Source organism: Gordonia sp. PP30, from assembly GCF_023100845.1.
GTDB lineage: Bacteria > Actinomycetota > Actinomycetes > Mycobacteriales > Mycobacteriaceae > Gordonia.
In genome coordinates this window covers 1,045,584-1,064,513 of sequence record NZ_CP095864.1, presented here as the reverse complement: position 1 = coordinate 1,064,513, position 18,930 = coordinate 1,045,584, and the positions used below count along the sequence as shown (strand labels likewise).

Here is an 18,930-nt window from a genome sequence, read left to right as displayed (position 1 = left end):
CCGGTGTGCGTCAGATCCTGCTCGCATGCACCGCCGGGGTACGGCCCGCCCACGGCATCGCGGCTTCGAGCTGAGCGGCGAGCCGCAGGAGCATGGATTCCGAGCACATCGGACCGGCCAACTGCACCCCGATCGGCAGCCCCTCGCTCGACTGGCCGAGCGGCAGGCTGATCGCCGGGGTCCCGGTGGTGTTGAACAGCGGGGTGAACGAGAAGGCGTCGAAGATCCGCCGCGTCCAGCCGTGCGCGTCGAGATCGTGTTCGTCGGCGTTGAGATAGCCGAGTTCCATCGGCGGATGGTTGGTGGTCGGGGTCAGCAGGACGTCATAGCCGGTGAAGAACTCGCCCACGGTGCGGGAGACGGCGGTGAAGACGGCTCCGGCGGCCGCCAGGTCGAGCACGCGGAGTTCGCGGCCGTACTGGATACACGCCCAGCTGGTGGCTTCGACACTGTCCGGGCCGGCGACGGTCCCGGTCATCGCCTCGACGGCGGCGACCGATTCGGCCAGGAACGCCGCCCAGGTCGTGACCGTGGCCTCCAGGAACGACTCCCAGTCAAAGGCCGGGGCGACACGGTCCACCCGGTGGCCGGCTGCCTCCAGGGCGCGGCCGACGGCCTCGACCGCCGCGACGACCTCCGGGTCGACGGCGGTGCCCGACCAGGCCTCGGTGTGCAGCGCGATACGCAGCCGGCCCGGATCGGCACCGACCTCCTGGGCGAACGGACGACGCGGCGGGGCGATCAGGACACGGTCCCCCGGGTACGGGACGGCGACGGCGTCGAGCAGGGCTGCGGCGTCGCGAACCGAGCGGGTGACCGCGAACTCGGCGGCGAGACCGCTGAGCGCGTTGCTGTCGAGGTCGGGGCCCAGCGGCACGCGGCCGCGGCTGGGCTTGAGTCCGACGAGCCCGTTGCAGGCCGCCGGGATGCGGATCGATCCGCCACCGTCGTTGGCGTGCGCCATCGGCACCGCACCGGCGGCGACCAGCGCCGCCGAGCCGCCGCTGGAGCCGCCCGCACTGCGGCCGGTGTCCCACGGGTTGCGCGTGGAACCGTAGGCCAGTGCCTCGGTGTTGGCATTGAAGCCGAACTCCGGTGTGGTCGACACGGCGACGGTCGCCAGGCCGGCCGCCCGGAACCGTTCCATGAGGTGGGTATCGGCCGGCGGCACCAGCCCGTCGCCGAGCATGCGCGTTCCCATCCGGGTCGGGACGCCCTCCGCATGGCAGATCAGGTCCTTGATGACGAAGGGCACTCCGGCGAAGCACCCGTCGTCGGCGTAGGCGAGCGGCCGGCCGAACGGTCCGCCGGCGACCGCGTTGATCTCCTCGTTCACGGCGTTGATCGCGTCGGTCGCCAATTCGGCGGCCTCCGCCGCCGTGAGGTCGCCCGCGGCGATGGTCGCGGCCAGCCCGGTCGCGTCGAGTGCTGTGTACTCGTCGAAGTTCATGATGTGGTCTCCTCTGATCGTCGAGCGTCCGGCCCGATACCGGACGCGCACCGTCGACGATGGCAAGATGTGTCACACGACACATCGGCCGAACGGCCGAGGCGGTCGGCCCCGTCCGACCGCGACAGCGCTGGGAGGTGCCTATGGCCCCGGGCCTGACATGGTGGACCCGGGTGGCCGACGCGGTGCGTGCCGCCGGTCGCGGTGAGGCGCCGATCGCCGAGCCCGTCCGCATGCTTCGCGACGGCCTCGGATACGACTGCGCCACGTTGATCGGCCGGCAACCGGCGAACCGCGCCCCGCAGCCGATCCTGGTGAACCTCGACTACCCCACCGCCACCGCCGATTTCGTCGCCTCGACCTATGCGCGGGAATGCCCGGCGCACCGATACGCGCTCCAGCGCCACATCGCGGTCCGGTTCGTCGATCTGCCCTTCGACTTCCGTGACTCACGTACATACCAGGAAGCCTTGCGGCCCTGCGGATTCCGAGAGGGTCTCACGCTGCCGCTCGGCGGGATCGACGCGACCGGGCGCCGCCCGGGATTCATCGCGATGAGCTCGACCCATGGACGCCCGCTGGGCGACGACGACCGCCTCGCGCTGACGCTGTTCGCCTCCGAGATCGCCGGGCTGACCGCGCCGCAGATCCGCCCGGACCCCGACCCCGCCGATCTCGTGGTGTACCTGGCCGGGGGCCGCGCCGAAGTGCGCCTCGGCGATCCGTCACAGAGCCCGTTCGACGCCGCCGCGATGACCCGGCTGGCCGTCCTTCATGCGCGGTCGACGGGCGCACTGCGGTTCCGGCGGCGCGGTGCCGACGGCCAGTGGTGGTCGGTGCGGACCGACGCCGTCGCCGATGGGGTGCTCCTGTGCCTGTGGCGGACCGGGACACCGGAGGGACTCACCCCGCGTGAACTCGATGTGGCCGGGCTCGCCTCCCGCGGCTGGTCCAACGACCGGATCGCCGAGGCACTGGGCATCTCGGTCCGCACCGCTCGCGCGCACATCGAATCGGTGCTCGCCAAACTCGGCGCCGCCAACCGGACCGAGCTGGCGCGCATCGCGTACGAGCGAGAGCTGGACAGCCTGGATGCGATCCGGTGCGAAATCGGCTGACAGATGGCTCTCCCGCCAGGACTCGAACCTGGCTCCGTATACGAGCTATTCGATTGGGTCTACCTGCGGTGATTGACTCGTTATCCGCAGGTGAGACACACTCTACATATGGACACGACCAGACACAATACGACACGCGAAATCACCTGTAGTGCACGTGTGGTGCACGATGGCTAAGCGGCGGACTGCCCGCCGATCATTCGGAAAGCTCCGCAGGCTGCCAAGTGGCCGCTATCAGGCCAGCTACCCCGACCCCGGTCCCGGCGGCAGCAGTCGCTACCACAACGCGCCGCACACGTTCGACGCGAAGATCGACGCCGAGGGCTGGCTCGCAGCCGAGCGCCGCCTCATCGAACTCGGCAACTGGACTCCCCCCGCCGAACGCGCCGAGGGCGAGCAGACACCCGCCGTCACACTCCGCGCGTACGCCGACCAATGGCTGCCCGAGCGGAACCTCACGCCGAAGACGCGCGCCCTCTACCGCGACCTGCTCGACTCCCGGATCCTTCCCCTGCTCGGCGACGAGTTCCTGAACGACCTCTCCCCGGCGCTCATCCGCACATGGTGGGCTGGTCTCGGCGACAAGACGCCCACCCGCTCAGCGCACGCCTACCAGCTGCTGCGGACGATCCTGAACACCGCGGTCGACGACCACCTCATTGCCGAGAACCCGTGCCGGATCAAGAACGCCGGCCGAGCGCCGAAGCGGTCGAGCGTCGATATCCTCACACCGGCCGAGCTCGACGACGTGGCCGAGTAGTGCCCCATAAGGTGGTGTAACTCGGTGGCCGAGATCGTCTCCGACTTCGTGTCGGGACGGACGTAGAGCGGCCACCGTGTGATCCTTCGAGTCAACCGTCTAAAGAATCCTCGAACGGAGTCATCACGATGACCGCACCTCATATTGTCGACCCTGCAGGCCTGCTTGGCCAAGCCCTCGCCGACGCGTCACCGGATCTGATGCGCGAGCTGCTGCAAACCATCATCAACGCCCTGCTTTCCGCCGATGCCGACGCTGTCTGCGGCGCCGAGTGGAACGCCCGCTCGGCTGAGCGCACCAACTACCGAAACGGCTACCGCCACCGGCCCCTGGATACCCGCGTCGGAACCGTCGATGTCGCCGTCCCGAAACTGCGCTCGGGTTCGTACTTCCCCGAGTGGCTGCTCGAGCGCCGCAAGCGGGCCGAATCCGCCCTGATCACCGTCGTGGCGGACTGCTACCTTGCCGGAGTATCGACCCGCCGGATGGACAAACTGGTCAAGACGCTGGGCATCGACTCACTGTCCAAATCCCAGGTCTCCCGCATGGCCACCGAACTGGACGAGCAGGTCGCCGCCTTCCGACACCGCCGCCTGGACGAGGCCGGCCCGTTCACCTTCGTCACCGCCGATGCGTTGACGATCAAGGTCCGCGAGAACAAGCAGGTCGTCAAGGCTTCAGTGCTGCTGGCCACCGGCGTCAACGGCGACGGCCACCGCGAAGTCCTCGGGATGCAGGTGGCCACCAGTGAGACCAAGGCCTCATGGAACACCTTCTTCGCCGACCTGGTGGCCCGCGGCCTGGACGGAGTCCGGTTGGTGACCTCCGATGCCCACGCCGGACTGGTCGAGGCGATCGCGGCGAACCTGCCCGGCGCCGCCTGGCAGCGCTGCCGCACCCACTACGCCGCCAACCTCATGGCCACCTGCCCCAAGAGCATGTGGCCGGCCGTGAAAGCCATGCTGCACAGCGTCTACGACCAGCCCACCGCCACCGCGGTGCATGAGCAGTTCGACCGGCTCCTGGAGTACACCGAAGACAGGCTGCCCGAGGTCGCCGACCACCTCGACGATGCCCGCGAGGACCTGCTGGCCTTCACCGCGTTCCCCGACGACGTATGGCGTCAGATCTGGTCCAACAACCCCACCGAACGCCTCAACCGTGAGATACGACGCCGCACCGACGTCGTGGGGATCTTCCCCAACCGAGACGCGATCATCAGGCTCATCGGCGCCGTCCTGGCCGAGCAGACCGACGAATGGGCCGAAGGCCGCCGATACCTCGGCCTCGAAGTCCTGAGCCGCTGCAGGCTGACCCTGACCACCGACACAAACACCGACTCGACGACGGAGGTGACCACCGATGACCTGATGCAAATACCAGCCTGACCACCACCGAAGGATCAACAACGAGTTACACCACTACTTGGGGCTTGACCCGTGGCCGCGAAGATGCCCGTCGCGTACCGGGCTGCCGTGCCGGTCGCAGCATGGGGCGGCCTGCGGTTCGGCGAACTGATCGAGCTACGTCGCAAGGACGTGGTGAAGGACGAGAACGGCTCCACCGTGCTGCGGATCCGCCGAGCCTGCGTACGCGTAGAGAACCAGATGCTCGTTGGCTCGCCGAAGTCTGAGGCCGGTGTCCGCGATGTCTACCTGCCGCCGCATGTCGGCGCACTGCTCGCCGAGCACATGAAGGCGAACACCGGTCCCGGTCCGGAGTCTCTGATCTTCCGTAGCTCCCGCGGGAACCGGCTCGATCAGTCGACGTTCACCGCAGCGTTCAAGAAGGCGCTACCGAAGGGCAAGGAGACGATGCGCGTCCACGACCTACGCCACACCGGCGCAGTCCTGGCCGCTCAGGCCGGCGCGACGGTCAAGGAACTCATGCACCGGATCGGACACACGACGCCGACGATGGCGATGAACTACCAGCATGTCGCCGCGGGACGTGACGCTGAGATCGCTGCCAGAATGTCGGCGCTTGCAGGCGGTTCGTCGCCGAACACTACAGCGGACCTTGACGGTTAGTCACTCTCCGAGTGAACCCATAGTTTCGCGTTTCTGACCTGCGGATAGCTCCCGATTCGGCCATGTTTCGCTGCACGCAATGGCACGGGCCGAGGGTGCAATGCCCCGGCACGCCCGGTCATCCGAGACCAGGGCCGGAAGAAGGGGACCGCCCATGACTGAGACCACCCGAGAGCGTTGGCTCTCTCTGCAAGAGGCCGAAGCTCGCACCTCGTTCTCCGAACGCACCCTGCGCCGCAGGATCGCTGACGGATCATTGAAAGCGCGTCGCGTTGGGCCACGCGCCATCCGAATCGCAGAATCGGATCTCGACGCGTTCATGCGAGGCGAGAAGTGACCGGCCCGCAGAAAGAAGTCGCCGGCCCCGAGGCGAACGGGACCGGCGACCAGATGACCAGCGAAGATCACGGCAAGCATACCGCGCTGACACTGCTCAGCGCCATCATCGCCGCGCCGACCGCCCAGGTCGCCGAAGTGCTCACCGTGTGCACACCCGACGATGTGCGACTGATTGACGCCCCGGTCGCCGCGGCGCTCGACGTCGCGAAGGACCTGGCAGACGCCGGTATACAGCCCGTCGTCGAGGTGCTCCACGCCGAATGCATGCGTCGCGGGCTCTATGCCGGGCAAGGCCGACTGATCGCACTGCGGATTGTGGACGCCTTCGCGCCATCCAGTGGCCGGCCGCCGGTGCCCGAGCTGCTGCCCGAGTTGGCCGCCGCATGCCTGGCTGCTGTGTTCCGAGCGCGACTCGACAGTGCGTGCCACGGAATCGGCGCCGTGACATGGACCGCTCCCGAGTCCGATCTCTGGACGTGGCTACTGCGCGAAGGACAGGTCGCCCGAGACACACTGGGCCGACTGGCGCGTCTCCGAGGGGAACGCGCCGATGACTGAGTTCTGGGAAGCGCGCCCGGTCCTGCGCCATGTCCGCAACTATGCCCGCGCTGAGGGGGCCGGGCCGCGCGCTGTCCTGGCCGGCGTCCTCGGTAACGTGATCGCCTCAACCGACCCCGACATTCAGCTACCCGGCGGCGGATCGCTGAATCTGTGCATCGCCTACGTCGGAGCCTCCGGTGCCGGGAAAGGCCGCGCCGAACGCGCCGCCCAAGGCGCCGTGAGACTGGTGCACGGCGACGACGTGCAACGCTGGTCAGTCGGTTCCGGCGAAGGTCTCGCCACGCTGTTCGCAGTGAGCCGGGACGGTGAGCAGGAATGCCGGCGCGCAGTGATCGACGTGCACGAGGTCGACGGCCTGGCCGCTCTCGCCAAGCGTCAAGGCGCCACCATCATGGCGACCATCCGGCAAGTGTGGTCCGGTGAACCGATCGGTCAGTTGAACGCCGCCGCGCGCCGGTACGCGCCCGCGCACTCCTACCGCGCCGTGTTCAGCGTCGGCGTCCAGCCCGAGCGCGCCGAGGCACTGCTCGGGGATCGGGCCGGCACCGCGCAACGATTCCTGTGGGTGCCGGTCTCCGACCCCGACGCGCCGCGTCATCGCCCGCCGCTGCCCGCCCCGGTCACGATCGACGTGAACGGGATCGGCGGCACCATCGAGATCCCCGACATCGCTCGGGAAGCTCTCGACGAGCACCGCTGGCACGTGCTCACCGAATCCGGCGAAGTCGATCCCCTCGACGGTCACGCCCTGTTCTCTCGCCTGAAGGTCGCCGCGGGTTTCATGCTCCTCGACGAGCGCACCGCCGCGATCAACGCCGAAGATTGGGAACTGGCCGGTGCTCTCATGCGGCAGTCGGCACGCACGCGCGCCCGGATCCAGAACACGATCAGCGAGACCATGCGGCGCTCGAACCGCGCCAAGGCACACGCCGCCGCCGAACGCGACGAAGTGATCGGAGACCGGAAGCTGGAACGTGCAAAGAGCGCAGTGCTGCGGTGGATCGAGAAGCACGGCCAGCAGACCGAAGGCGCACTGTCGCGGCGTGCCCGGTCGGACTGGCGATCGGACGTACCGGCTGCGATTGAAGCACTGATCGACGATCAGGCGATCGTCAAAGTCGCCGATGATTCCTACGCGCTCAGGGTCCACGTGGACCCCCGGTCCACATCGGATAACGCCAGTTCAGAGTATGTGGACTCAGGGTCCACGTGGACCCCGCCGGGCGGCCTCAAACCAGACTCGCCCGGCCAAGCCGAGCGCGTCGCCACCGCACTCGCCAACGCACAGAAGGACACCCAATGAGATCCCCCGACCCCAACACCGACCACCTGATCCATGCCGCCCGCCGCGTCGTCCGCACCGGGACTTGGCTGATACAGGAACTCTCCGACCACGGCCACAGCGACGGTTGCTGCACCGGCGCAGCCGAAGCATTCACCGACGCCCTGGCCACCATGCCAACCGATCCGTTCACCCGCTACAGCGACGGCCGGCCGATCTGCTCAACCGTGGCTGTCGACGGCGACGGCATGGAGTTCCAACACCTGTGGCCGGCCGATCCCGCGGACATGCCAGCCGAGCCGTGGGAAGAGTTGCCGACCGCGCTCGCACCACGCGCTCGGCACGGCGATCGCGGCTACGTCGTCGTCCGATGGGATCCGCGATCGCTCACCGGCTCGGTCCGCTACATCGAACCACTCCGAGCGGTCTGACTTGACTCGCCTCGACTGGTGGGCACGGCACCCAGCGAACCCGGCGAACGCGGACGGCCCACCGGTGCTCGACGCGCGAGTTCGGCACACGTGGCAGACCCCGGCCGGCCCGCGTGTCGTCGTGAAGTGCCCCTACTGCCGAAATATCCACACCCACACCGTCCAGGACGGCTTTCCAGCCGTCGTGCGCTCACACTGCCGCGACGAGCTCGACCCCGCCACCGGCGAGCGAACCAGAATCCACAATCCCGCCGACTACCGAATCGCCAACCCAGAAGGAGAACACCCATGAGTGACTACGCCCGAGCCGCTCGACTGCTCACCGCCTACGTTGACCGCGACGCCGACACCATCACCGCCGCACACGCCGACCTCGACCGCGACGAAGCTGTGCAACTCGCCCTCGACACTGCCGCGGTCGCTTTCGCCGCCATCGACGAACTCCTACAGCACCTCGGCGCAGCGATCGACGCCGACCACCTCGGGCTCGGCTTCCACCAGATCGCCGACCGCCTGACCGACGAGGACCAGCGACACGAACACGGGTAGGGCGCTAGCGTCTCGACCACCCCCACCACCCCGGCTCCCCGCGGTAAGCCGGGCTCTCCCCCCGGATTGTCTGGGGGATTCCATGCCAGGTCAGGGGCAGTTCGTGGTGAACCGTTCCTGATCAGCGCGTCACGGTCGGTTGTCCCTGCCCGTGGCTACCATGCGGGCGCACTCCGGTGCAGCGGCCAGCGCGGCCGCCCGTCGCCACCTGTGGAGAGGCCGGCCCTGTACGGGGTCCGTCTCAGATCTGGTGGCCGGCCAGCGAATCACGCGCCCGTCGACTCCGAAATCACTCATGCAGCGGCTACCGCTGCACAGACGTAAAGGATCGAACATGAATATCCGTGAGAAGCATGACGCACTGCTGAAGAAGGCTCAGGATCTGATCGCCGAGCGCAAGGCCGCTGGCGCCGAGCTGTCCGACGAGGACCGCACCGCCCTGGCGGACTACAAGAAGCAGATCGACAGCTTGGCGGCGCAGATCGCCAAGGCTGGCGAGGATGAGGCGATTGTGGCCGCGTTCTCGAAGGTCACCCGCGAGGATGGGTCGGCCGTCGACGACGAAGGCGCGAAGGGTGTGCTGACCGGCCGCAACTTCAAGCATGTCGCGAGCGAGCTCGCCCGCAAGGCGACCGCGCACCGCGGCGAGTTCGGCGTGAAGGCCATGTCGCTGACCGGTGCCACCAACACGATCGTGACCGCGTTCGCGCAGCAGCCCGAGAAGCCCGTCGAACTGCTCGATGTGCTCCCGGTGATCACCCTCGGAGGCGGCGGCGTCCGCGGGAATGACGCCGGCGACCTCGACCTCACCGGTGGCGGCGCGGGCCCGACGTTCCGGTATTTGCGCGAGAGCACGCGCACCAACAACGCCGCCCCGGTCGCACCGGGCGCGAGCAAGCCGACCTCGGTGTACGGGATCACCCCGGTCGACGCGTCGCTGCAGGTGATCGCGCACCTGACCGAGGAGATCGGCAAGTACGATCTGCGCGACGTCCCGGGCCTGACTCAGTTCCTCTCGACCGAGCTCCTGTACGGCCTGCGCGCCAGCCTGGAACACCAGATCATCAACGGCACCGGGACCGCGCCACAGCTGTCGGGGATCATCACGACCTCGGGGATCCAGACTCAGGCCGCCGGCACCGACATCGCGCTCACGGTGCGCAGCTCGATCACCAAGCTCGAATCACTCGGGCACGTGCCGTCCGCGGTGGTCCTGTCACCGGCCGACTGGGAGAAGGTTGAGACCTCGACCGCGAGCGGTTCGGGTGAGTTCCTGTTCAACAGCTCCCCGGTCGATCGCGCGGCCCGCACCCTCTGGGGCGTGCCGGTCGTCTGCTCGACGTCGCTGCCGGCGAACAAGGCACTGCTGCTCAGCCACGAGTCGATCGTCGTCTACACCGATGGCGCACTCGACTTGGAGTGGGAGCAGGGCGGCGAGCTGTTCGAGAAGAACCAGCTGCGCGCCCGTTTCGAGTCCCGCTTCCAGACCGCGGTCCTACGACCGCAGGGAATCGTCTACGCGTCCCTGCCGACTGCCGGCGGATAAGGCTCCGTCCCGGCGCGTCGATAGCCTCCACACTTCTAGAGGCAAAGGGCCGCCCATGACGGCCGCTCTGAGCGGCTGAGGTGGTTCCTGCGGGGCCGAGACACCTGCGACGAGATCCCCTCACCTTCATGCGGGTGGGGGGATCTCGTGTCTCATTCGACGCATGAGTAGTTGCCGTTCTCGTCATCAGCGGGGTGGTTCCGGCTGTGCCGACGTTTCTCTATGCACCGCCCGTCGGCGTCGTTCTCGCACCGATAGCGGAACGTCCGGAGGCCTCGATCAATGATCTCCTGCTCGGTGACCGTGCCCCCGCCGCAATGGTTGTGAACCCAGCCTGTCGGAGTCCACTCGGTCACTTCGGTGATCTGAATCCCCGCCATGCGACACCTCCCTGTGTGGGTCGACGGTATCGAGCTAGCGCATGGCATCGCAGGCGAATCGAACCCAAGGGTGCCGGTGTCGTTGCCCCATCGCCGGAATCGACCCACGGACCAAGCTCATTACCGCGTCAGACCACGACCAGCGGCCCGACCGGGAACCGGTCGAGCTTGGGTGTGGCACCCTCTGCGCGCGCTGCTCGGGTGGCTCTGGACCAGGCAGAGACTGGGCTACTGGTCGCCGGTCGGTTTACGTCGGACTCGGCAATAGCGACGGCAACGCGGTCGGAACGGTTGCGTGCGTGCCCTCAGCGGGAATCGAACCCGCGACTTTTTGCGGACCTCCGCAATAAGCGACCGTCAGGGCTGATCGGTTCAGAGAAGGTCAACGGCCTGACACACCGAGGGGCCATCGACACCGAGCCAGTGCGCGAGCACGTCTCGGTGCAGTGGCTTGTCGACCACAAAGCCGCGATCGAGGAACCGGGCCAGGACATCGAAGTCGACCAAGCGCCGCAGTACCGCACGATCTACCCCACTCTCGATCTGGGCCGATTGCGGGCCAGCGTGGCCGCGCCGGTGGTGCTCGATCTCATGGGCGAGAGTGACGCGTTCCTGAGCGACGGTCAGTTCCGGGTCGAGAATCACTGTCCGCGCGGAGTGGTCGTAGGCGCCGCACATATCGTCAGGCAGCCGCCGATAGGTGACCGCGAGGCCGAGTTCCTGCGCGTGAAGCCACGGGTTATACCGGTGGCCCCGCTGCTGCGCAGCGCTCATGCGAGCACGTACCCGTCCGACGGATCGGTCGTCGGCCAAACGATCACCTGCGCATCGTCGGAAAGCTGACACACGGAGATCGTCACCGACGACGGCCACCACCGGGCGCGCATGGCCTGCTCCCGGTACCGCGCCTCCCGGGATGCGTCGTCGTAGGCGGCGAGGTCGGCGGCGGTCAGTCCACGGTCGCGGGCTGTGTTGAGCCGGTCGCGCGCAGCGGCGCGGATGTCGCGGATTGTCTGCGCCTCGGCGGCCTGTTCAACGGTCAACGACGTGGTGCTCATGACGGTGCTCCGGCGTACCAGCCGAGCACGAACACCAGGTGAGCGAGCAGCAGGAACGCGCCATAGACGGCGAGCGTGCCGACCCCGATCAGGGCCGCGGATAGGATGTGATGACGGTGCATCGGATCAAGTCTCCGGTGTGTCGTAGACCCCGGGTGCAGCGCTGGCACGCTGACCGGGGTCGACTCGTATCCGGAGACAGTCGAAGTGCACGTGTAGTGCACGACACCCTTACGAGGGTGGAGCCGAAATGCTGCTACCAGCACTTACAGGTGGCTCTCCCGCCAGGACTCGAACCTGAAATGTCTGAACCAAAATCAGAAGTGTTGCCGATTACACCACGGGAGAAAGGCGCGCTGACGATTGTGCCATAGCGGCGGTGTGCGACGTCCGGGCCCGGGCGTCGCCACCGGGGCTATCCCGTCTCGCTCCGCGCGGCCAGGCGCCGCTCGTGTGCCTTGGCCTCCGTGTACGACCGCACCTGGTACTCGCGGAGCCGCCGCGCCGCCTTGCGGCGGCCCTTGCGGCCGTTTCGCCGGCGCACGACTCCCGGGCACGTCCGCAGCGCGCGGCGCCAGCGGCGCGCCTGCCGCTCGAAGCGGGCCTGGTGGTCGTCGGTCCACTCGATGCCGTACACCCCGCGGAGCAGCGGGCCGGCCATCCCCCAGGTCAGCAGCCGGACCTTGGGTGCCCACCGCACATATCGCAGCGGGAGCGAGTACGCCGAGAACACCGAGGCCGCCACATCGCCCGGAAGCAGTTGCTCGGGCGGCGCGTCCGGCCCCGACCGCGGCAACCGCGGCGGGTAGCCGCGTTCGACACCGGCGACGAGTTCGGTGAGCCCCGCGTAGTCGGCGGGCCAGCCGGACACGTCCATCTGTAGCAGTCCGCCGACCCGCGCGAAGTCCGCGAGCAACTGGTCGAGGACGTCGTCGTCGATCTCGGAGATCAGCAGCCGATAGGTGTCGACCATGCTCAGGAACCAGGTGACCGCGGCCCAGCGCTGGCCGTCCGAATCGAACACCGGGCGGCGTGATCGGTGACCGTCGTGCCCCTCCGGCACGCTCACCGTCGCGTGGATGCGGTTCACCTCCCGCACCAGCCGGTCCAGCGTGTCGTCGTCGGCCTCGGCGACCAGCCGGAGATAGTCGATGGTCGCCCGCCAGCGCTGCGCACCGCGGTTGGCGTACGCGCCGCTCTCCACCTCGGTCGGCGCGATCGAGGGATGCGCCAATTGCATCAGCGCCGCCCGCGGCCACAGCAGGTAACTGCTCGGCTCGTCGAGGACGCGCCGGAGGGTGGGACGGCGCTTGGTGGACATCGTTCTCCCCCGGCGGCCCTAGATCATCGCCTTGTCGTGCTTCAGCCGGCGGCGCAGATCCTTCATCAGCATCCGGCTTCCCCCGACGCGGAACCACTTGGGCAGGAACTTGTTGACGATCGAGACGAACGTGAACAGATGCTCGAACCGCCGCCGGTCGTCGTCGGTCCATTCCAGCCCGAGCTGCCGGTGGAACAGCGGCGGCAGGAAGCCGATCGTCAGGAACCGCAGCAGGTTGACGAACGGCAACCGGATCAGCGGATTGATCATCTTCAGGTCGACGAGGTCGTTGAGGAAGTCGCACGTCGTGTCGTCGATCACCACCCGCTGGCACGCGACGTTCCAGTAGTGGTCGAAGTCGGCGCGCGTCGCCGGCCACATGTCCTCGGGCACCTGCAGCGTGGTCCCCAGCGGCTTCGCCGACTGATAGAACGCCTCGGCCTCCTGCTCGTTCATCAGGCCGTGCAGCAGTTGGTGACTGTCCTCCAGCCCGATGAACAGGCACGCGGCCACCCACAGCTGAAGTTCCCGGTTGAACGCGTTGTACTTCACCGGGCTGCGAGCGTCCGATTTCACGTGCCGGTGCGCCGAGTTCACCGCCTCCCGGAACGCCCGGCGTTCCTCCTCGGTGCCCAGCAGCGCCACCGCGAGGTACATGGTGGTGGTCCGCGCCCGCTTCCACGGATGACGCATCAGGGTGCCCGATTCGACCTTGCTCTCCATCACCCCGTACGCCACTTCGGGCCAGCCGAGCTGCATGACGACGTTCGCCGCCGCGCCTGCGAACGACCAGAAGTCCATCGCCTCCTGCGCCGCGGCCGGCTTGCGCAGACTGGTGACGCGGCGTTTGCGCGTCGTGATGGTGATCCGGGTGTCCGCCGTCCGCAGCTCGGGCCGCGTCTCGTCCAGGTCCGGCAGATACTTCATGTGGTAGCCCGGCCGCGTCTGCGGCGGGTTCTCACTCAGGGCGGGGTTCTCTGTCTCGGTCATCGCGGTTCTCCTCACACCGTTTCGACGTCGTCGACCAGCCAGCGGCCGTCGACCTTCTTGAGCTTCACGACCATCCGGTACGGCTGGCTGCGCCCCTCCGGCGCGACGACGTTCTTCGCCGTCTGGTCGACGAAGAGCAGCACCGTCGCCTGATCGCCCTTCAGCGACTCGACCGCCGAATGCGAGACCTCGGCGGTGGCCTCCCCTTTGCCGTTGGCGACGATCTCGGTCAGGGCCTTGACCATCTCGTCGTACTTCTTGCCGAAGTCCGCGGTCGACATCGCCGCGATCGCCGTGCGGTTCTTGCCGAGATGCCGATAGTCGAAGCTGGACAGCTTGACCGCGTAGTCGTTGGCGACACCGAGGACCGCCGCCTGCGACGAGGAGGCCGTGCTCGGAGCGTCGTCGCCGGCGAAGTACCGGTAGCCGAAGAAACCGGTGGCACCGATCAGGCCGGCGATCGCGGCCGCGACCGCCCACCTCACCCAGCGCGGGCGCTCGGCCGGCGAGCGCCGGACCGGAGCGCTGCGGCGCGGTACCGAGGCCGGTTCGGCGGCCGATTCGGCGATCTCGATGTCGTCGATCTCCTCGACGTCCTCGACGGTGTCAGTTGCCATTGCGTGCCCTTTCCAGGAGTTGCGCCCACATCTGCAGGAGTTCGGTGCCGTTGGGGATCAACAGCGGGTCGTCGACGGCAGGCGGTCCGGAGACGCCACCGGGAGAGGTCCAGTTCTGTGTCCCGAGCTGATTCGGCCGCGGTGCGTTCACCGCCCCGCGCTGCCCGTAGCCGTTGCCCGGCGGGCAGTAGCGGGTCAGGTTCGGCTGCGACGGCGAGAGGTCGCCGACCGCGCGGCGCGGCTCGTCGTAGAACAGGCAGACCGGGCCCTGAGTGCCGATGAGGGCGAAGTCCGCGCGGCCGTTCTTGACGATCGACCGGAGATCGAGCAGCCCCTGCGGGATGGTCCGCAGGCCGGTGGCCAGCGACGACGACCGGTCGCTGATGATCGGCTCCACCGCGACGAGGTTCGCCAGCACACCGCCGAAGGTGCCGCGGTACTTGTCGAATAGCGAGGTCGCGCGATCGAGGGCGGCGGGTGACCGGTCGAGTAGGTAGACGAACACCGGCTGGGCGGCATCGAGTTGATCGGTGAACGTCGCCATCGACGCCATGCCGGACTCGAAGTCCGCACGCGTCTGATCCATCGCGCCGAGCACATCGAGCCAGTCCCCCAGCAGCGAGCGCAGCATCGGCGCGTTCGCGCGGACCAGCCTGGCCAGCGCCGACCCGTTGGTCACCAGCTTCTCGAGCGAGTCGTCGTCCCCGCCGAACGCCGCGGACAGTTCGGTGCTGACCGACGCGAGTGTCCCGGTCCGGAAGGTCTGGAGCAGCGACGCCGCCCGGGACATCAGCGCGTCCATCTGCATCGGCTGGCGGTCGGCCGGCGCGGCGAGCCGGTCGCCGTCGTGCAGGTATCGGCCGTCGTCGCGCCCGGTCACGATGTCCACGCTCTGGATTCCCGCCATCGATGCCATCGTGACCTGCAGGAACGAGTCGCGGGGAATGCGTGTGCCGCCGCGCAGAACCAACTCGATCCGCGCGCCGCCGCCGTCCGGGTTCAGCCCGGCGGACTCGACCGTGCCGGCGTCGACCCCCCGCACGCTCACGCCGGTGCCCTTGGTGAGGCCGAACGCGTCGTCCATCACGGCGTACAGCCGGAGCGTGGACCCGAAACCCTGCGGCCCGGCGATGTAGTGGATGCCGAAGGGAATCACCACCGCCGAGATGACGATGAAGAGCACGAATTGCACGGTGCCGACGGGGAAACGGTCTCTCATCGCTCGCCCTTCTTCCGCGGTCCGGCCAGACCTCCGGTGAGCAGGTCGCCGAGCTCGCCGGGAGTCGGCAACGGCTGTCCCGACAGCAACAGCCCGCCGGTCAGGATCTTGTCGATGCCGCCCGGGATGTCGAGGGCACCGTCGAACACCAGGTAGTCGCCCCGGATCGCCCGGGACATGTTCGCCATGAAGCCGTTCATGCTGGTCAGGGTCTGGCCGACGCGGCTGTTGAAACCGGCGAGCGCATCGACCAGCTTCGCCGCATCCGGGACCAGCCGGTTCAGATCGGTCGTGGTGCCGTCGACCACCCCGTCGAGGTTGGCCGCGAGGTCACCGGTCTGTTTCAGGAGGCCGGCGATCTGATCGCGCTGCTGCGCCAGCACGTCCACCGCGCGCGGTGTCTGCTCCAGGAACTGCGTGATCTTGTCTTCCTGCGCGGCGAGCAGCTCACTGACCTGCGCCGCGGCCGTCATCGCGGCATCGAAATCACCGGTGAACGACGACGACTTCGCGAGCAGGCGGTTCAGGGTGTCGATCAGGTCGCCGACCTTGTCCGAACGCGACGCGAACGCCTCGTTCAGGCTCTGCATCACCGACTGCAACTGGCCGACACCGCTGCCGCTGACCACGTTGCCCAACGCCGCGAGCATGCTCTCGATCTGCGGACCGACCGAGGTGCTGCCGACACCGATGTGCGCTCCCGCGGCGAGCCTGCCTTCCGGGTGCTCCGGTGCACTCAGCCGGATGAACGGGGTGCCGAGGGCCGAGGGGATCTCCACGGCCGCGGTGACGTTGGCCGGCAGGTCGGTCCCGGCGTCCAGCGCCATCGTCAGCCGGGCGGTGTGCCCGTCGAGCGCGATCCCGGTGACCCGGCCGATCACCTGCTGTCCGCTGCGGACGTCGGCACCGTCGACCACGCCGTCGGCGGTGACCAGGTCCGCGGTGACTCCGAAGGTGTCCCGGAATCCGGCGATGGGCAGATCCTGCAGGCCCACCCCGCAGCCGGACAGCGTGCACACCGCCAGGCACAGGGCCAGCAGGCGGCCACCGCGTCGCCGGATCCACCGCCGCGCGCTCATCGCGGTCCCCCTTGCTTCGGCGGCAGCCGGCCGCCGGTGATCGCCGAGACGATGCCGAGCGGATCGGAGGCCGAGATCGGGAAGGAGATCGGGTTGGTCAGTCCCGCGCCGACGCACAGCGGCATCGGGAACCGGTCGCAGAGCGGTTTCAGCGTGGCGAACTGGGTGAGCGTGGTCGACACGTTGAGGCGGATCCGGCCGCGCCGGTCCGGGCCGATCGTGCTCGACAGGTTCTGCATCATCAGCGGCGCCAGATCCATGAACTCGGCCAGGCCCGCACGGTTGGCGACGAGCACCTTCCCGAGTGCTTCCAGGTTCTCCGCGACCGTCCCGACGTCGTTCCCGTGTTGCAGCACGAAGTCGCTGATCTGGTCGAAGACCGTCTTGAGGTCGGCGATCGGCACGGAGACGTCCTGGTCGGCGGCGTTCCACTGCCGGGACAGTTCGCCCATCGACCGGATGAGTCCGTCGAGGGAGACCTGCTTGGCCGAGAAGGCCGTCATCAGGCGATCCAGTCCGGTGATCAGTCCTTCGAGGTCTTCGCCGCGCGCACCGACGATGCCGCTCGCGGCGGCGAGCTGATCGAGCGCGCGGTGCAGATCCGGGCCCTTGCCCTCCCACGCCGCGGCGGTGGTGCCGATCAGCGAACCCAGGTCCGCCGTGCCGGGGCCGTCGCCCGGATCGAGGATCTCGGTCAGCGTGCCCAGACTGGAGAGCAACTGGTCGAAGCCGATCGGCGAATGCGCACGCGTGAGCGGAATGGTCCCGCCGTCGGGGAATCGCGGACCGCCCCGGTACGCCGGTCCGAGTTCCAGGTGACGCTCGCTGATGACCGACGGATTGAGGACGAAGGCGCCGACGTCGGCCGGCAGCGCGACGTTCCCGTCGACGGTCATGCTGACGTGGACGTGATCGCCGCGCGGCTCGAGCTTGTCGACGCGCCCGACCGGCACACCGAGGACCGTCACCCGGGAGCCGGCGAACAGGCCGTTGACGAACGCGAAGTCGGCGTGCACGGTCCGGACGTCGGGCCGGCGGATCAGGGCGTACCAGCCGCCGACCGTGAGCGCCGCGATCAGCAGAAGGGCGAGCAGGATCCGGCCACCGCGGCGCTTGCGGCGGCGGACCTCGCGGACTTGACGGAAGGTCATCAGCGGCACCCCTGCATCACGCCGAGGACGCACAGCATGCCGTCCGGAATCACGGCCGACGGCGACGTGACGTCGGCCCAGTTCCCGTTGCCGGTGGCGTCGGTGATCGTGCGCATCGCGGGCGGCAGGTCGGTCAGGATCTGGTCGACCTTCGCGGCGTTGACCTTCAGCGTGCCGGTGACCGCGACGATGTTGCCGATGAGCCGGCCCATCGGGATCGTCGGGAAGGTCCGGGCCATGCGATCGAGCACCAGCCGGAGGTTGTCGGCGAGCCGGGTCAGCACCGCTTTGCGGACGACCAGTGTCTGCACGATCGCCTGGGTGTTGCGCATGGCGGTCGACAAGGCGTCCGACTGCTGCGCGGTGACCTGCGCCAGCCGCTGAGACATCGTCAGCAGTCTGCTCAGCTGATCGCCGGTCCCAGCGACGGCGAGTGCGGCGCCGCCGGCCCCTTCGATCGCGGCGGACAGGTCACCGGAGTCGGGCACCAGCGAGTGCATCGTCGACATCATCGCGCGGACCACTTCCGGATCGATCCCGGAGGCCGCGTCGACCGTGTCGGCGGAGAGATCGTCGAGCGAATACGGCGAGTCGGTGCGTGCGAGCGGAATGGTGTCGTTCGGTCCGACCCGGCCGGTACCGGCCGGGGTCACCTCGAAGTACCGCTTGCCGAGCACGGTCCGCAGCCGCACGGTGGCCCGGGTCTGGTCGCCGAGCGGCTGGTGCCGATCGAGCCGGAAGGTGACGCGCACCCGGTCCCCGGCCAGCGAGATCGACTCGATCCGCCCCGCGGGCACACCCGCGACCAGCACCGGGTCCGCGGTGGTGAGTCCGCCCGCGTTCGCCAGTTCGGCGGCGTACGGCACCGTCCCAGTCCGGTAGGTCACCTGCGGCACGCCGACCGCCACCAGCACCAGGACGAGGAGGGTCACGATGCCGGCGGTGCCCAGCACCGCGGGCGAGGCGCCCTGACCCCGTTTGTCGCCCTTGAAGACGAATTCCAGGACACCGACGAAGACGTCGATGAGTCTGACGAGAAACATCGCGGC

21 protein-coding genes and 1 tRNA gene are annotated in these 18,930 nt (G+C 68.4%); 10 read left to right on the top strand and 12 right to left on the bottom strand.

The window, feature by feature from the left end; all coding sequences use genetic code 11:
* Positions 1-10: 10 nt before the first annotated feature.
* Entirely contained in the window at positions 11-1,450 is a 1,440-nt protein-coding gene (locus MYK68_RS04930; protein WP_247866588.1) for an amidase, read from the bottom strand.
* Positions 1,451-1,593: 143 nt separating this feature from the next.
* Here MYK68_RS04930 and MYK68_RS04925 point away from each other — a divergent pair, with 143 nt between their 5' ends.
* From MYK68_RS04925 to MYK68_RS04880, 10 genes are all read left to right on the top strand, one after another.
* The gene (locus MYK68_RS04925) at positions 1,594-2,568 is read left to right on the top strand and encodes a helix-turn-helix transcriptional regulator (protein WP_247866587.1); all 975 of its coding nucleotides are present in this window, start codon (positions 1,594-1,596) and stop codon (positions 2,566-2,568) included.
* 169 nt (positions 2,569-2,737) lie between these two features.
* On the top strand, positions 2,738-3,328 hold the full coding sequence (locus tag MYK68_RS04920; RefSeq protein WP_247866586.1) for a tyrosine-type recombinase/integrase: 591 nt from the start codon (positions 2,738-2,740) through the stop codon (positions 3,326-3,328).
* A gap of 128 nt (positions 3,329-3,456) precedes the next feature.
* Positions 3,457-4,716 carry an IS256 family transposase gene (locus MYK68_RS04915; protein WP_247865287.1) on the top strand — a complete coding sequence of 420 codons (1,260 nt, stop codon included), beginning with the start codon at positions 3,457-3,459 and terminating at the stop codon, positions 4,714-4,716.
* An 87-nt stretch (positions 4,717-4,803) separates the two neighbouring features.
* The gene (locus tag MYK68_RS04910; protein WP_247866585.1) at positions 4,804-5,358 is read left to right on the top strand and encodes a tyrosine-type recombinase/integrase; all 555 of its coding nucleotides are present in this window, start codon (positions 4,804-4,806) and stop codon (positions 5,356-5,358) included.
* Between the two features lie 79 nt (positions 5,359-5,437).
* Positions 5,438-5,695, top strand: coding sequence for a helix-turn-helix transcriptional regulator (locus tag MYK68_RS04905; protein ID WP_349306155.1), 258 nt, complete (start codon positions 5,438-5,440; stop codon positions 5,693-5,695).
* A complete protein-coding gene (locus MYK68_RS04900; protein WP_247866583.1) occupies positions 5,692-6,255 on the top strand; it encodes a hypothetical protein in 564 nt (187 codons plus the stop codon). Before MYK68_RS04905 ends, MYK68_RS04900 begins: the two co-directional genes overlap by 4 nt.
* Positions 6,248-7,561, top strand: a complete 1,314-nt coding sequence (locus tag MYK68_RS04895; protein WP_247866582.1) for a hypothetical protein — start codon at positions 6,248-6,250, stop codon at positions 7,559-7,561. Before MYK68_RS04900 ends, MYK68_RS04895 begins: the two co-directional genes overlap by 8 nt.
* Positions 7,558-7,971 carry a hypothetical protein gene (locus MYK68_RS04890; protein ID WP_247866581.1) on the top strand — a complete coding sequence of 138 codons (414 nt, stop codon included), beginning with the start codon at positions 7,558-7,560 and terminating at the stop codon, positions 7,969-7,971. The genes MYK68_RS04895 and MYK68_RS04890 overlap by 4 nt, the downstream gene beginning before the upstream one ends.
* A 288-nt stretch (positions 7,972-8,259) precedes the next feature.
* Positions 8,260-8,520: a hypothetical protein gene (locus tag MYK68_RS04885; RefSeq protein WP_247866580.1), complete on the top strand. Its 261-nt coding sequence runs from the start codon at positions 8,260-8,262 to the stop codon at positions 8,518-8,520.
* Between the two features lie 334 nt (positions 8,521-8,854).
* Positions 8,855-10,066: a phage major capsid protein gene (locus MYK68_RS04880; protein ID WP_247866579.1), complete on the top strand. Its 1,212-nt coding sequence runs from the start codon at positions 8,855-8,857 to the stop codon at positions 10,064-10,066.
* A gap of 752 nt (positions 10,067-10,818) precedes the next feature.
* Here MYK68_RS04880 and MYK68_RS04875 read toward each other — a convergent pair.
* The 11 genes from MYK68_RS04875 to MYK68_RS04830 all read right to left on the bottom strand — a co-directional run bounded on the left by MYK68_RS04875 (position 10,819) and on the right by MYK68_RS04830 (position 18,924).
* Positions 10,819-11,220, bottom strand: coding sequence for a hypothetical protein (locus MYK68_RS04875; RefSeq protein ID WP_247866578.1), 402 nt, complete (start codon positions 11,218-11,220; stop codon positions 10,819-10,821).
* Complete coding sequence (locus tag MYK68_RS04870) at positions 11,217-11,504, bottom strand: hypothetical protein (RefSeq protein WP_247866577.1); 288 nt, start codon at positions 11,502-11,504, stop codon at positions 11,217-11,219. Before MYK68_RS04870 ends, MYK68_RS04875 begins: the two co-directional genes overlap by 4 nt.
* A complete protein-coding gene (locus tag MYK68_RS20760) occupies positions 11,501-11,626 on the bottom strand; it encodes a hypothetical protein (protein WP_283255277.1) in 126 nt (41 codons plus the stop codon). Before MYK68_RS20760 ends, MYK68_RS04870 begins: the two co-directional genes overlap by 4 nt.
* 151 nt (positions 11,627-11,777) lie before the next feature.
* Positions 11,778-11,852 (bottom strand) — tRNA-Gln (locus MYK68_RS04865).
* Between the two features lie 67 nt (positions 11,853-11,919).
* The gene (locus MYK68_RS04860; RefSeq protein WP_247866576.1) at positions 11,920-12,825 is read right to left on the bottom strand and encodes an oxygenase MpaB family protein; all 906 of its coding nucleotides are present in this window, start codon (positions 12,823-12,825) and stop codon (positions 11,920-11,922) included.
* A gap of 18 nt (positions 12,826-12,843) precedes the next feature.
* On the bottom strand, positions 12,844-13,752 hold the full coding sequence (locus MYK68_RS04855; RefSeq protein WP_247867930.1) for an oxygenase MpaB family protein: 909 nt from the start codon (positions 13,750-13,752) through the stop codon (positions 12,844-12,846).
* Between the two features lie 74 nt (positions 13,753-13,826).
* Positions 13,827-14,432 (bottom strand): Rv1363c family protein, encoded by a 606-nt coding sequence (locus tag MYK68_RS04850; protein ID WP_247866575.1) that lies wholly within the window; start codon positions 14,430-14,432, stop codon positions 13,827-13,829.
* Complete coding sequence (locus MYK68_RS04845; RefSeq protein WP_247866574.1) at positions 14,422-15,651, bottom strand: MlaD family protein; 1,230 nt, start codon at positions 15,649-15,651, stop codon at positions 14,422-14,424. Before MYK68_RS04845 ends, MYK68_RS04850 begins: the two co-directional genes overlap by 11 nt.
* A complete protein-coding gene (locus tag MYK68_RS04840) occupies positions 15,648-16,730 on the bottom strand; it encodes an MCE family protein (RefSeq protein WP_247866573.1) in 1,083 nt (360 codons plus the stop codon). Before MYK68_RS04840 ends, MYK68_RS04845 begins: the two co-directional genes overlap by 4 nt.
* Positions 16,727-17,881 carry an MCE family protein gene (locus MYK68_RS04835; RefSeq protein ID WP_247866572.1) on the bottom strand — a complete coding sequence of 385 codons (1,155 nt, stop codon included), beginning with the start codon at positions 17,879-17,881 and terminating at the stop codon, positions 16,727-16,729. The genes MYK68_RS04840 and MYK68_RS04835 overlap by 4 nt, the downstream gene beginning before the upstream one ends.
* Positions 17,881-18,924, bottom strand: coding sequence for an MCE family protein (locus MYK68_RS04830; protein WP_247866571.1), 1,044 nt, complete (start codon positions 18,922-18,924; stop codon positions 17,881-17,883). The genes MYK68_RS04835 and MYK68_RS04830 overlap by 1 nt, the downstream gene beginning before the upstream one ends.
* Positions 18,925-18,930: the final 6 nt, after the last annotated feature.